Raw genomic sequence first — 14,002 nt, 5'->3', positions numbered from 1 at the left:
GAGCGGACAGGGAGCGTGAGCGCTAGTTTTGCGTCAGTCAGTAATTTGACGGGAGAGTTTTTCATGAGATTTCCGATAAAATGCACAACAGCCATCCTGGTTCTTGCGAGCATCGTCCCCTCTCATGCCGGCGGCCTCATCGGCGACCTCATCAATAATGTCGCGCCAGGTGTTGGGACGGCACTTGATGACGCCCACCGGCAAATCAAGAATGCCATTCCACCCTACAAGGCGATCGAAGAGGGCGCGACCCACACGGTCAACGAGGCGTTCGTCCAAGCTGGAGCCCCAGCTCTCATCGAACTCATTGCGCGTTCGCGCGACGACGCCTTACGCAATGGTGTTAGCCCCATTCCTCCAGACATCCGCTCGAACCTGACGGGATTCATCCCTGATAACGTTCTTAATGCCGTCCGCTATCGGGTGGGTGGCGGAGGCGACCTAACCCTGCAAGTCAACGCGACACGCTATGGGGAAGCCGCCGCTATTACATTGGACTATGTTGTGGTGTTCAAGGAACAGAACGATGCGTTGTACAATCCAACTCTCTGGGCGCATGAACTGACCCATGTAGGCCAGTATCAGAGCTGGGGCATTCACGATTTCGCCGTTCGGTATCTCCGCAGCTACTCCGATGTCGAACGGCCAGCCTATGAAGCCGAAACCCGCTATGCCGCGTGGGTAGCAACGCGCAATACTAGCCAGGTCGGGATCGCCAACGGACCCGTCGACGCAAACCTGATCAACCGCCCGGTAGCTCCATTCGCCGGAGCAGGTGTCTCGAACGCCTGCGGCACGGTTCTTGGTATGTGTGGCCTGCCCGGATCAGCGCCCGTCGGCACCGCGTGCTGGTGTGGTACGCCCGCCGGTCCTGTGACCGGCTCTGTGATCCCCCCTCCACAGAACATCGCCGCGTCGGCGCCAGTGGGGTTCCCACCGGGGTTCGCAATGACTGCTTGTGGTTGTTGGGGCCCGACTCCCCCGTTGGCCGCGCCTGAGCCGAGGTGTGCAAGCCAAGCTGTGCAAATTGCCGCATGTCCCGCATTCTGTCCAACGGGAGGTCAAGCCTATGGGTATGTCTGCAACTGAGCGTCTGATTTGAGTAAGCGTACCCGGAAAAGGATCTCGATGATAAGCGACGTCATCTTCAAGAAGCGCGTTCTCGCCGCGCTCGACAAACCGAAGAAAAGCAGGCTGGTGTCCATCCTCAACAGTGGCTTCTTCCTTTGGTTCCTGACCTTGTGCGTGGTTACCGCGGGAGGCTCATATCTGACCTCCTACCAGCAGTGCCGGAAAGACGCGGAGGATGAGATCGAGCGTAACACCAGAATACAACGAGAACTGTTTCAGCGTGAACTCAGGATTCGGGAAATCATTTTGACCGCACCGTCAGTTGCGGAGATGAGAAACCAGCTCAGACAACCGAACTCGTATTATCCTGAATTTTCAGGGTTTCCAATTCTACCGCTCCAGGAGAGCGGCGCTGCCTTTCTCAATCGCGTAGTCGATTTCAAGCTTGCGTTGGATCCCAATAAGCCTCCTCCTCGTCCGGAGATCATGGCCCTGTATCCGATTTCGCGCGGTCAAATACCGGATGCGATTACGGATAAGGACATTCCGTTGCTTCGCGAATATGCAATGACGATGCTTGCGCAGGCGAACCCTGTCCCTTTGCCGGGGTATGGACTCAGTCCGTTCCAGCCGGAGTGCGGCATTCGAACCTTGTGGGGTCGCTTTTCCTTCGACCCCGCAACAAAGATCGTGCGCGCATACACAGGCAAGCCAACGCTTCCGAATGTCTTGCCATTGCCGCAGCCGCAGACTCCGCCACAACTGCCTCCGCCTCAACCGCCCAAGGCAGCGCCCCCTCCTTAGCCGGACTGTTGATCGGCGCGGGGTCACGACGCTGATCGGCGAGCCAAGCTATTGATCTACCAAGCGATGGAGGGTTCAATCTTGGACACTTATTTACAATCACATTGCTGAGGCGGCGAACAGATGATACACACGCCAGCCGTCGAGACGTTCAACATAGACAGTCGCCAGATCGCCAGAATCGAAGCTGTTCATCGCGGCTTCCTCTATCAGCACATCTATACCGTTGCGTGTCTCTTCCAAGCGGCCACCGCTGGTCTGACTCACATCGTCGTCGAAAGCGATGAGGATGTTGAGCTGGTGCTCCCTGACAAGCGCATCTACGTCCAGGTCAAGACACGTGCATCGCACCTCGTTTTCAGCGACATCGAAGGCGCCCTCACGCGTTTCGATGCAATACGCACCGAGCATGCCGAGGGACGGCGAAGCGGCGTCTGCGAGTTCGTAGTCGTTTCAAATAGCGCTCCCGGGCCGGAGCTGTCTCAGCGGCTGAAGAGCTCGGCCTGCCCTTCGGACGTCGCACTGATGTGGCCTGGTTCTACCACGACGAACAAAGCACTGCCCGCGCCATGGAACGGCGTCTCCGACGGTTTTGATGCGTGCCGAGCGACGGCGGACACTTTGCCTTTTTCAATCTTGGCTCCGGAGACGCTCGTCTGGAAGCTCGCTGGCCGGATCATGACGGCCGCAGCGGGCGTCGAACCAAACGCCAATCACACCTTCGCGGTCGAGGACCTTCCAACGCTCTTCGAGCAGTTGGTCATTCAGCTGCAGGACTTCCCGGCGCCGCCGATTCGATACCGGCCCCAGGACAAGGAGCCGCCGCTGGTAACGGTCCAGCACGTGCGGCTGGTTATCGGCTTTTCCGGCGCCGGCAAAACCTCATGGGTCTCTCAAACGGCTCTGCATACCAGCGATAGGCTCGCATACTACGACGTCGCGGACATTTCGGGACCTGCATTGGCTAGCACAATCGCCCGACAGCTCGCCGCCCGCCTTTTCGGCTCCAGCAGCGGGAAACTTGGAGAAATCCTTTTGCCGGGCGCGACCGGAACTGAGATCCTCTTCGCGATCGGCCGTCACCTTACAGAAAGTAATCTCACGGCGACGATCGTTTTAGATAACGCGCACCGTGTACCAGCCACCGATCTAGTGTCGCTCATCAAAGCATCCCCGCTTCTTCATTTCGTTCTGTTGGCGCAACCGAGCGCTTCGGTCGCCCGCCTCGAGGCCGCGCTCGCTGTGCACGCCGAGCCACTTCTCGGCTGGACCAACGAAACTGCTGCAGCCGAAGGATCGTCGCTCGGATGCCGAGGCGACTACTCGAGTTACGAGCGACTATTGAAGCTCACAGGTGGCCTGCCACTGTATACCCAAAACGCGTTGAAGATCGCGGCCGAGAACTACGATGGTGAAGTCGCCCGGCTCTGCGCCGCCCTCGAAGAACGCACGCACGTAGTTGAGACAGCTCAGGAGCTAATCCTGGCTGATGTGTTCGAAAGCTTTAGCGACAATGAGCGGCGTGCTGTCGCCGCTCTGAGTCTCAGCGATGTTCCTCTCACCCAACCCGAAGCCAGCGGTGTGTTGAAGCTAACGTTCGGACTGGAACCGCCCGCTGCTGCCGCGGCGTTTCGACGATTGCGCCTGAGTGGGGCGATCCAAATTTTCGGTGTCGACCGCTTCAAAGTCCATGACGCTATGCGGCCGCTCGGCCGCGCCCACCTTGATGAAGGCGGCGCCGAAGTGCTGAAGAAAGCGCAAGCAGCGATCCGCGACCTTCTCATGGTCGCGCTTCCCAAAGACCACGACCGCCCGCGGGTATTCTTGTTGCTTCGGATGTTCGTGGCGCTTGGAAACGTGAAGCCGCTTGTCGAGATGGCGACTGACGAGATCTTTCATGAGCTGGGTTACATGGACGAGATTTCGGACTATCTGACCCGGGCCGCTACGTCGGAGGAAATCTCCGCAGAGGATCGATTCTGGGCGCTGGACGGTCTGATTTTCGCTCACTTCAAGGACGGTGACGAGGCCGACATTCAAGGCAAACTCGATCGAATGGATGAGCTTGTGCGCGGGCACGATCTGGGGCTCTCGGAACGTCTTGCGGTGGGTATGAAGCGGATGGTCTTCGCCGCTCGCGCCAAGGACGTTGCCACGGTCAAGAAGACGATGAGCGAGTTGAGCAGCGTGCTGCCGCAGACGCCGCAGCACCTTCGAGTCGCAAAATATAACTACGCCCATGCGCTGTTCGAGCTCGAAATGATGGAGGAGTGCGTAACTGCCACGCTCGACCTGATCGTCGAATACTATGACTTGCTGGGGCTTACGTTGGGCGACGTAATGGGAAAAAACCCGGACAAGATTTTCCCACTTTTGAAAGGCGGAAACAGACACACGGACGACCTCAAGCACCTCGCCGACTCTCTTGATCTCCAAGCAAAGGCGATCAAGGCAACCGGAAACCATCCGGGACTGGCCCACATTCATGCATTAAAGTTCTATTCAATGGCGCAATCCCTGGATTCATTCGTCAGGGTCGGACAGGAGCTCGTCGACGACTACATCGGTAGAAGCGACTATATCGGCGCGCGTGACGTCATCGAGCGAAACCTAATGCCTACAATAATGGTTTTGAAACTGGCGGGTCGCGTCATTCCGGTGCGCAGCCAATATGCTGTCGTCCTTGCCTACTGCGGGGCGTTTGACGAAGCCGAGTCCGAGATGGCTCGCTTACTGCCGTATGAGAGTGGCCTTGATCCGCGTGGCCAAACGGAGCTGCAGAACCAACGCGCACTTATCGCTCATTTGAAGCTGTATCCTCCGCCACCACAGTGGCAGATGCCGCCTCAGCTCGGCGAGCCAACAAGCCGAAAATGAGGATGCTTACAGGGATACGCCACAGGTCTGGCGCGGCTAGGACGCGATCCATCGGCGCAAGAAGTGATCGACCTCCCTGCGGCTCTTGCAGTGGTAGGTCTTGCGGATCATCTTCCGGAGAGTCTCCCCGCCAGGTCCCATGCGCTCCTCGCCTTGCGTAAGATCGACAGCGGCCAATTCTTCCGGCGAGAAGCCCTCCATTGGCATCGGATTTACAGTCCATATCTCGTCGAGACCAACGACAGTGCCATTCGAGAATTCGATGCGCTTCAACAGCCGCGGAAGCCGACTTTCGAGCCCGTAGAGTCGAGCCGCTCCAAGCTTTGTGCTGACGCGAACGTCCAAAATGGGCTTCCGCCGGTAGAATGTAACGTCGGTTGGCTGACCTGACGTCGACAGCATTGTTAGTGTGTGGGTGAGCATTCCTTCGCGAGAACCAAAGTGCTGCTCAAGGCGCTTCATTGCCTCCTGCGGAGTGAGGTCCTGCGTCACGACGAACTCCGTGCGCGCAAAGCATTTTCGATGCTCTCGACGAAGCCACGGACCAAGTCCGCCGTCTCGCTGACAAACGCCTTCGTGAACAGGGTCAGCTCATTTCCGTCCTTGTCGAATCCGTTCCGGTGGACGCAGTCATGGCGCAGCTTGACCGCCGTGAACAGCTCCGCCTTGTTCGGCGTCAGGTTCAGGATGCGGACGCCAAGCGCGATATTGTAGAGAACGTCCACCTTGGCGAGGTTGTGGTATAGAATCCCCCGCAGACGCTCACGAACCTTGCGCTCAACCAGGTTCGACTCCTTGCGAATTTCGGCGAGCGTGAATTTCTCCTTGGCGAGCTCATCATCGCCATCGATCAGCCGTTGCATCGCTTCCGCGTCACCAGCCACCGCGTTCAAAAGCGTATCTCCGAGGTAGGCCTCCAGCGCTGTTACTTGGTGCGAGAACATCAAACGGTTGACGAGGTGACGGCCATCTTCCTTGCCGTGGTCCGCAAGGAGGTCGCCGGTCTGACGATAGGAGTCCATGAAGATCGTGAACGGATTTGCCGGAACATCATAGTCAAGCCACTCGTCGGGTTCAGGCGGCTCATGTTTGAGGCCGTAATCGAAATCCTCGACGACCTCGTGTCCGCCCACTTGAGTATCGCTATAGTTCTCGATGCCGACTGGATATTCCCAGAGACCCCAGGTCAGCTGGCCTAGCCGCGGATGCTGCAAAACAGCTTCATAGTGGATTTCGGGCCCCATCTGCCGTTCACCACCGCCGACCGCATCCCACTCGAGCTCATCGCTCTCGATGTCGTAGACGACGCCAGTATCCTTGTGCCGGATGCGCGCGGTGCCGTTGCAATAGACTTCCATAAATTCCCCGATGCTCGGTGACGCTCGGCTCCACACGGCCCAACCCAGTGCCCGACGTTCGGCGACGTAAGGGACCAAGCGTGACGCGCTTGATCTGCCGCCGGTAAGACTCAGTCCTCCTCGACATTCGCAGGACGACGGCCGGACGGCGTTGCAAGCATCGGACTCGAGCGACACGTTCCCAATTGGAAGCGCTGAGCGGCATCGACGAGCTGCAATGCGCTCACCCGTCCAAACCGAATTTCTAGGCGTCTTTTTGCCAGATCGAAGGTGAAGGTGGCGCCATCACGGCTGTAGGACACCCGTTGATGGCGATCGTCATCGTCGACCTCGCCGCCCCCTTCGTCGCGGATCTCCTCGAGCCGGTCGACGAGATCGTCGAACGAGTCCTCCATGCTTTCGAACTCCACGACGAGTTGCTGGAACTCGTCGTTGAAAAGTTGCTCAAGCGCTTCGCGATGCGCCGGCCATCCCTGCCGCAGCTCAAGCCGCCGCGTGATGTAATATTCGCTCGGCTCCTCCGGATTCTGTCCTGTCTCGACAATGTAGCGGAACGCTGGCGCGTCGAGTGTGTCCTCCTCCTTCCGGAGGTCTTTGCGCTTCAGGCCGAGCACTTCGCGCGTCTGCTGATAGAGCGTCTGCAGCTCTTCCGCCACGGTGTCGGCCAGAAGGCGATTGCACCATCCGCCCGCCGAGTCGGAAAGCCGGTCCGGCACCTTGTGATATCCGCGCTGGAAGCCGTTGAGGCTCCGGATCGCGCCCGTTTCCGTTCCCTCGAGAAACTCGCCATTATTGCGAAGCCGGATGCCAGCAAGCGCGGCGTCGGCCTGTACGGCAGGCGGGCGCGGCACATAATGGATGCGGAAGCTGTTCGACGACGAAAGGATCGCCTGCGGCGTCTGCGAGCCCGGAATGGACATTTCGCGGGTGATGTACCGAGGCACTTCCTGGCGCAGATAGTTCTGCAGCCCCTCGCCCGTCAGCCAGCGATCGCGCGTGAGTGCGTCCTTGGCTCGACCGTGCAGCGCTTCCAACAGGAAATGCGTCCAGATACCGTGACCCAGCCTGCGCGACGGATAGGATTTCTCGCCCGGCGAACAAGACAGGAAAGTGCCGAGATACCATCCACTATCAAGGAACTCCCGGACTTCGCCCGCATCGAGGTTGCCGATGATGTCGCGCGACTGCACGACGCTCCGGAAATCCTCTGCGCAGGCGTCGACGAAGATAAGCGCCTGCTTGCACGCGCTGTCTTGCAGCGGTTCCAGCAACGCATCGCGCATCGACAGCGTCGTGTCGCCGATGTTGACCCGATTGCTGTCATAGGTGCTCAATCGATTGCCGCCCGCGCCGTGGAAGCCGTGGCCCGCATAATAAAAAATGAACAGCGCATCGTCGTCGAGAGTGCGGATCTTGTAGGCTAGATGGTCCTTGACCGCGATCAAGCTCGCGTCGGTGTCCTTCATGACCTCGATCTCGACATCGCCTGCCGGCAAGTGCTTGAAAATCTCCAGCACCGCGTCGCGGATTCCGTCCGCGTCGGCATGAGCAAACGCGACTGACGGCAGCGCATCGCCATTCGACGGCTTTCGATAGTTCTCAAGTGCGACGATCACCACGACGACGCGCGAGAACCGCGGCGCTGTCCCATCGTTGGCGTCGACAATTCCACCCTGCTTGCGCCGCGGTTTGCGCGCCATCACGCATCCTCCTCTAAAAAATCACACTCGAGCCGACGGGCGGCGGATCGGACGGCGTCCAAATCATGGCCTTCCCGCTCCAAGAAGAAGCACGAACAGCAGTCGCCGCGCGATCGAGGTCATCGGTGAAGGTCCGTTGTTCGTTGATAACGTGGGGCGCGCCTTCCCAACCCGCCGTTTGCAGGCGCGGAAAAACGAATTTTCGACAGGTATCCGCTTCAGTATTCACTTAGTCTCTCCACGTGGCCGCGCTGCTCGTCTTGTACGTGGCGCCAGCAACTTGTCGCCGGATTTCCAAGCTTTGACATTCTGCGCTTTCCACCGCAGGGCCGGACTGGCTTCTATCGAGGCGCGCACGTTTGCTGGCACCTCTAGAGAAGACGCGGCGATCTCACCCCCGGTCCAGCACGGCATCCAAAAATGCGCCCTCCCCCGCTGTGAACTTAAACAGCGGCGCGAGCTTCTCCCGGCATTCGGTCGTGACGCTCTCGATCCAAGCTGCTGGGCCGCCAAAGTTGTCGAAATACCGGTCCTGCAGGCACATGGTCAGCTTGCCGGTAATGTCGCCGACCTCGCATCCGATCGCCTCGGGCGAGGCTATGCGCCAGTCGAAGCTCTTGGCGCTCGCACCGATCATCAAGGTGGCCGCCTTGATCTTCGCCCAGTCGAGAGACGGCATGGCGATGATCCGGTGGGCGTCGAACAGATCGCGCGCGGTGCGCCGCGTGATCAGCGCGACCATCTTGCCGGCGACGATCTCGTGGATATCGAGGACCGGAACATTCGTGGCCTGGTAGGATCCGATTGCCACCGATGGCATGCGATCCACGCCGTAGAGCGGGCCGCGGTAGAGATAATTGATATCGATCTCGATGGTCCCCGCGCCGCCCAGCGCAGAGGCGTAGCGATAAATCCATTTGCCGCCAGCGTGCTCGGACGGCTCACGCCGCGCGACGTACCCTTTCGATTCCATCAAGCGCTCGATCCGGTCTTCCAATCCCGGGCGGTCGGCATCCATCTGTTCCTTGTCGACCGCGCCGACATAGTTGACGTCGATATCGACAGAGAGGCGGTCCAGATCGGAATGAAAGATGTTGAGTGCCGTGCCGCCCTTCAAGGCGACGCGCGGCCCGATCAGCGTGTCGGCGCCGAAGGCATCGAGAATGTCGATCAGCCGGATCACACGCTCCAGCGTCGCGGGCTGGAGCTGCCGCTCGGCCGCTATGTCCTGAAGCGTTTCTCGCGACGCGACCATCAAACGCCTTCAAAGGCGGCGTCGACCGCCTGCGCTGGGAGAAGCACGCGCCATGGCTCGACGAGCACCGCATGACCGGGTTCCGCACCCAGCGCATAATGCTTTGATCGTGGAAGCCGTGTTCGCAGGCGCGCCAGGACATCGTCGGAGACGCCGAGCGCGGCGCGCCGCTTCTCGAGCCACCAGCCGGAAACCGAGGCGAGCGACCTATTATCCAGCAGCTCGACATAGTCGGCGACCTTCGCCGGATCGAGATAGCGCACCAGATCCAGCGACTTCAGAACTTCCTCGCCGCCGCCCGCGAGTTCTGGCCGATGCAGGACATCGACGACCGTGCGTTCGACCGCCGTCACACGGACCGTCACTCCCTGCCGGTCCATAGTCGCGGTCAGGTAGTTGGCCTTGCCTGTCGCCGCCAACGCCTTCGCCGGCGTGACGAAGCGGCAAGCACCAAATGGCAGGTCCACGCGTTCGGTCCGTCCGGCGCTGATAAGCTGAACCTCGTTGAACTCGGAATAGGCTATGCCGTGCAGCTCAAGGGCTGAGTGAAATCCCAGGACCCCATCGGGACGCAGCTTGCTCGCCGCGGCGAAGCGGTCGATCACCATCTGCTCCGCCGCCATGTGGGCCGGCACTGCGGCAAATACCTCGCGACTGACCCGCTTGATGTTGCCAGCGCGCAGGTGATGTCTAAGCAGGCTGGTGACATTGGCCGCGCTCGCCGGATGGCCGAAGGCCGCCGCGAACTCAGCCCGGGTGAAGACCGGATGAGCCGACAGGAAGCTGGCCGTTTTGTGCCGGCGGGGTTGCATTAAGTCTTCGATTCTGCGCCAAGGTGGGTAATAAATAGCCAATCTGACGCAGATTTGTCAACAATATTCCTGAGCAAAAGGGCCGATGGGCCGTCCCTTTGATCGCGAAAACGCGCCGTATGGGCTAAAAATTACCCTTTTCGGCGCACTTCTAGAACAAACCGCCCCGCGAAAGGACCGCGTCAGACGAATTAAGCGGTTTCCTTAGATGGATCTCCAATGTCAGATAATTTATGCTAAATATTGACTTTGTCAGTTTTTTTTACTATTTTGCCGACAGGGGAGGCGGCCATGAGCGATGGACCATTCAGAAATGCGGAGTTGCCAAGCAGCTGGAAGCGCTATGGCCAAGACCTGGTCAGCGACGCCACGAGCCGTGAGGAGCGAACGACGCAGGCGTGCCACAGCATGATCGGTGACGTGGACATGAAGACGTTCAGTCCCCTTTTCGATGAACTCAAAGCTCATGCCGACCGCCCCCAAATGGACTTAGACCCGGTCACGGCGGTCGAAACGATTTTCGAGACTCATCCAACGTCGCCACTGGCGGATACCCTGCAAAGACATCTGATTGCGAATCTCCGGGATCAACTCCCTCCCGAGAAGGCGCTCGATCAGGCGCTCGACAGCACGACAAAAGAATGGATCGGCACCACCAAAAACCGGCTCGACGAAGAATGCATTCGTGCCCGCGAGCTCGGCGACATGAGCCGCGAAGATTACCAGAAGGGAATCGAGCGGAACCGCGAGACGTTCGCTGCAATCAAGCCCAGCGAACTCTGCGACGCCTTGGCCACCGGCAACAAGCGCGCGTTCAGGCAGGCGGCTGAGAAGAAAGCCGGCGTAGATGAGGGGCCCGAAGAGTGAGCGCCAATCCGAAATACTCACCGATGCAAGACAAGCGCTTGATCGTTATCGAGAAGGGACAGAAGCGCGGCCGCTGCACCCTCCCGAAGGGTGCTGTGATCGCGGAGGTCGGCCGTCACATTTGCTTTAATCCGGCGGTTCTGGATAGCTTTGACGTAAAGGGCTTCGAGCCGCTGCACTACGATATGCTTGTTCTCTGCGCCGCCATCGAGTTCGCTGACCGGCGTTGGAAGCGTCCGTTGGGCTGGCGCCGAACCTTCGATGTGGCGATCCCAGTCATCGACCTTAAGGCCTGGCAGAAGCCGGAGGTTCTGAAGGCCCTGCACGGCGTCTTGAACCACCTGACCGGCGACGCATGGCGATTGACCTTTGTCCAGGCAAAGAACCTCTCGCCGATCGGCACGCGGCAGATGCCGTTGGACTTTGGCAAGGCCAAGACCTTCGCCGTCGCTTACAGCGATGGCTTGGATTCGCGTGCCGTCTCCGCTCTGAGCGGGAGCGAAGCTGAGGCATTGTGTATCCGGGTCGCGGGCAATCGCCAGCGGCGCAAAAACGGGGATAGTTATTTCACGCAGATTCCCTTCAAGGTGAAGGGATATCGCGGGAACGAAAGCAGCTTCCGCTCGCGGGGATTTCAGTTTGCGGCGGTGACGGCGATTGCTGCACAGCTCTCAAAAGTGACGCGCGTCATTGTTCCGGAGAGCGGCCAGGGCGCGCTTGGTCCGGTACTTCTCCCGCTGCACAACATCTACGCCGACTATCGCAACCATCCGACGTTCTTTCGGAAGATGGAGCGCTTCATCAAGGCAGTGCTGGGCTACCGAGTGCGGTTTGAGCAGCCACGCCTCTGGTCGACGAAAGGTCAGACGTTGCGCGCGTTTCTGGACATGATCGGAAAGTCCGAACAGCATCTGACGAGTACCCATTCCTGTTGGCAAACGCGCCGGGTCGTCAATGTAGGCGGTAGGAAGCAGTGTGGCCTGTGCGCGGCTTGCTTGCTGAGACGCCTCAGCCTGCATGCCGCTGGCGTTAACGAGGCGCCTGATACGTATATCGTGTCCGACCTTGCCGCTTCTAACGCGGCCGATGCTTTGTCGGTCATACCCCAAAAGGCTGATCGGGACATCATGGTCGAATACGGAAGCGTCGGTGTGCGCCACCTGCAGCATCTCGCGGACATGAGCGGCTTGCCTGACGAGAACATTCGCGTTCACGCCTCGCAAATCTCAGCTGCGATAGCGGAAAACTACGAGGACACTCTGAAGAAACTGAGGACGATGTTGGTAACTCATGCCGAGGAATGGCGGGCATTTTTGTCCGCGCAAGGAGATCATAGCTTTTTGAAAAGCTGGATGGATGGAGGGCGCAATGGCTGATTTGAATGAGCTGAGCGCACAGGAAATAGGACGCCGCCTGCGGATAGCACGGGAGAACGCAGACGTCCGCCAGGATGACGCGGCCCAGGTCATCGGCATGTCCCGCCCCACCCTTGTATCCATCGAGAAGGGCGTGCGCCGTGTGCGCATCCAGGAAATCCAGACGCTCGCGCGCCACTACGGCATATCGGTCAACGCCCTCCTCCGCCGCGAGGCAGTGCACACCGATCTGATGCCTCGGTTCCGCAAGTTGCGGGAGACGGAGGACGCGCACACCACTGAAGCCGTTCAGCTATTCAACGACCTCATTAAAGCGGACGTTGAAATGGAGAATATCCTCGGCATCCAGCGACGTCGAAATTACCCCCCGGAACACGGTATAAACGAGGGTGACGTTGCGGCCCTCGCAGAAAAGCATGCCAAGGAATTGCGCGACTGGCTGGGTCTCGGTCCGGGTCCGATTGCCGACATCTTCTCGGTCATCGAACTGGGTCTTGGCATCCGATTGTATCAGCGTCGTCTCTCATCCAGTTCAAAGGTTGCTGGCCTCTTCACCTACGATGAAAGCGTCGGCGCCTGCATACTTCTAAACGCCAACCACCCATTGCCGCGGCGCATCCAGTCCGCGGCGCATGAGGTCGGCCACTTCTATGGTACCCGTCAGATTCCCGAAGTGCTCGAAGACGATGAGAAGTTCCTCTCACGCGATGAACGCTATGCCAACGTCTTTGGCCGTGCATTCCTGACGCCCGCCGCGAGCTTCTCGGAAAGCTTCCGCCAACTGAAGGAGATCACCGGCAAAACGACCCGGCGCCTGATCATTCTCCTCGCCCAGCAATATAATATCTCGCGCCAAGCCTGCGGGCTGCGGCTCGAGGAATTGGGCCTTGCCAAGAAAGGCACTTGGGCATGGTTCGAAAACAACGGCGGCATCACCGATGACAATGTCCGAGAGGTCCTCGGCGAAATGGCCGATCACCGCGATCCCGTAAAGAGCGACGCGGACCGACCCATCTCCCACCGCCTGAGCCTGATGGCGCATGCCGCCTGGAAGCGCGAGCTCATGTCGGAAGGACAATTGGCGGAGCTGCTGAAGGTGGGCCGAGTGGAGCTTCGCGGCGTTATCGACCAGATCGAGCTTGAGGAAAGAGACACGGATGAGTTGCTCAAGCTCCCTGATTGATATCGCGGATCCGCTGATTCTCGACACGAGTGTTCTGATCAACCTTCACGCTTGCAAATATGGCGAGCGCATCCTCGCGTCCATTCCCAACGATGTCGTCGTGTCCGAGATCGTGGCTGGAGAGCTGGAGCACGAGACGAGCCGGCAGAACGGCGAGCACCGCTTTCTGCATGACCTCGTGACGGGTGGAATCGTGACGCTCGCCACTATGACCGACGCCGAGTACGATATTTTTCATGAACTCACGTCTACCTCGCCCTCCCTTGACGACGGCGAAGCTGCAACGATCGCCATCGCGGCAGCACGATTTTTCCTGCCGGTTATCGATGAACGGCGCGGACGAAACCACGCCAGCTCGCTATTGAAAACGCGAAATCCAGGCTGGTCGTTAGACATCTTACGTCATCCAACGGCCATCGCGGTCCTCGGCGACCAACCTGTCATCGAAGCGATGTATCTCGCTCTTCGCGACGGGCGCATGCGAATTCCATTAGAAAGAGTGGAAGGCGTTATCGCGCTTATAGGGATGGAGCGTTCACGCGATTGCACTTGCCTCCCTGGGTATCGAGAGCGATTTTCGACGAGCACTCTCGGGCCGCCGCTGTAAATTCTGCCGACAGCGCGAAGGTCCCAAATCTAAGGTGAACAGCGAACACTGGTTTGACGATGTCGCAACAGAAGCCTAGCGGGTTGCTTTCA

13 protein-coding genes are annotated in these 14,002 nt (G+C 59.2%); 7 read left to right on the top strand and 6 right to left on the bottom strand.

The genetic code is table 11. The features are described from left to right. The first annotated feature begins 63 nt into the window (after positions 1-63). The 3 genes from ABIC03_RS37875 (at position 64) to ABIC03_RS37865 (ending at position 4,752) form a co-directional block, all read left to right on the top strand. On the top strand, positions 64-1,089 hold the full coding sequence (locus ABIC03_RS37875; protein WP_354065852.1) for an eCIS core domain-containing protein: 1,026 nt from the start codon (positions 64-66) through the stop codon (positions 1,087-1,089). A 39-nt stretch (positions 1,090-1,128) separates the two neighbouring features. Continuing rightward, positions 1,129-1,875: a hypothetical protein gene (locus tag ABIC03_RS37870; RefSeq protein WP_354065850.1), complete on the top strand. Its 747-nt coding sequence runs from the start codon at positions 1,129-1,131 to the stop codon at positions 1,873-1,875. A gap of 123 nt (positions 1,876-1,998) precedes the next feature. Further along, positions 1,999-4,752: an ATP-binding protein gene (locus ABIC03_RS37865; protein ID WP_354065848.1), complete on the top strand. Its 2,754-nt coding sequence runs from the start codon at positions 1,999-2,001 to the stop codon at positions 4,750-4,752. Between the two features lie 36 nt (positions 4,753-4,788). Here ABIC03_RS37865 and ABIC03_RS37860 read toward each other — a convergent pair whose 3' ends face one another. The 6 genes from ABIC03_RS37860 to ABIC03_RS37835 form a co-directional block, all read right to left on the bottom strand. Then, positions 4,789-5,244, bottom strand: coding sequence for a hypothetical protein (locus ABIC03_RS37860; protein WP_354065846.1), 456 nt, complete (start codon positions 5,242-5,244; stop codon positions 4,789-4,791). Further along, the gene (locus ABIC03_RS37855) at positions 5,241-6,110 is read right to left on the bottom strand and encodes a hypothetical protein (protein ID WP_354065844.1); all 870 of its coding nucleotides are present in this window, start codon (positions 6,108-6,110) and stop codon (positions 5,241-5,243) included. The genes ABIC03_RS37860 and ABIC03_RS37855 overlap by 4 nt, the downstream gene beginning before the upstream one ends. A 110-nt stretch (positions 6,111-6,220) precedes the next feature. Further along, entirely contained in the window at positions 6,221-7,729 is a 1,509-nt protein-coding gene (locus ABIC03_RS37850) for a caspase family protein (RefSeq protein ID WP_354065842.1), read from the bottom strand. A 94-nt stretch (positions 7,730-7,823) separates the two neighbouring features. Next, on the bottom strand, positions 7,824-8,039 hold the full coding sequence (locus tag ABIC03_RS37845) for a hypothetical protein (protein WP_354065840.1): 216 nt from the start codon (positions 8,037-8,039) through the stop codon (positions 7,824-7,826). A gap of 162 nt (positions 8,040-8,201) precedes the next feature. After that, positions 8,202-8,993, bottom strand: a complete 792-nt coding sequence (locus ABIC03_RS37840) for a nucleotidyl transferase AbiEii/AbiGii toxin family protein (protein ID WP_354065838.1) — start codon at positions 8,991-8,993, stop codon at positions 8,202-8,204. Positions 8,994-9,064: 71 nt separating this feature from the next. Further along, positions 9,065-9,877, bottom strand: coding sequence for a type IV toxin-antitoxin system AbiEi family antitoxin domain-containing protein (locus tag ABIC03_RS37835; protein ID WP_354065836.1), 813 nt, complete (start codon positions 9,875-9,877; stop codon positions 9,065-9,067). Between the two features lie 291 nt (positions 9,878-10,168). Between ABIC03_RS37835 and ABIC03_RS37830 the strand changes: the two genes are divergently transcribed. Genes ABIC03_RS37830 through ABIC03_RS37815 form a run of 4 tightly spaced genes read left to right on the top strand, consistent with a single transcriptional unit; the run spans position 10,169 to position 13,910 of the window. Beyond that, on the top strand, positions 10,169-10,744 hold the full coding sequence (locus tag ABIC03_RS37830) for a hypothetical protein (RefSeq protein ID WP_354065834.1): 576 nt from the start codon (positions 10,169-10,171) through the stop codon (positions 10,742-10,744). Next, complete coding sequence (locus ABIC03_RS37825; RefSeq protein ID WP_354065832.1) at positions 10,741-12,120, top strand: 7-cyano-7-deazaguanine synthase; 1,380 nt, start codon at positions 10,741-10,743, stop codon at positions 12,118-12,120. Before ABIC03_RS37830 ends, ABIC03_RS37825 begins: the two co-directional genes overlap by 4 nt. Next, the gene (locus tag ABIC03_RS37820; RefSeq protein ID WP_354065830.1) at positions 12,113-13,303 is read left to right on the top strand and encodes a helix-turn-helix domain-containing protein; all 1,191 of its coding nucleotides are present in this window, start codon (positions 12,113-12,115) and stop codon (positions 13,301-13,303) included. The genes ABIC03_RS37825 and ABIC03_RS37820 overlap by 8 nt, the downstream gene beginning before the upstream one ends. Continuing rightward, the gene (locus ABIC03_RS37815) at positions 13,278-13,910 is read left to right on the top strand and encodes a PIN domain-containing protein (protein WP_354065828.1); all 633 of its coding nucleotides are present in this window, start codon (positions 13,278-13,280) and stop codon (positions 13,908-13,910) included. The genes ABIC03_RS37820 and ABIC03_RS37815 overlap by 26 nt, the downstream gene beginning before the upstream one ends. Positions 13,911-14,002: the final 92 nt, after the last annotated feature.

Source organism: Bradyrhizobium sp. RT6a, assembly GCF_040547675.1.
Classification (GTDB): Bacteria; Pseudomonadota; Alphaproteobacteria; order Rhizobiales; family Xanthobacteraceae; genus Bradyrhizobium.
The sequence above is the reverse complement of the archived record's forward strand: the minus strand, read 5'-3'. Positions and strand labels throughout refer to the sequence as shown.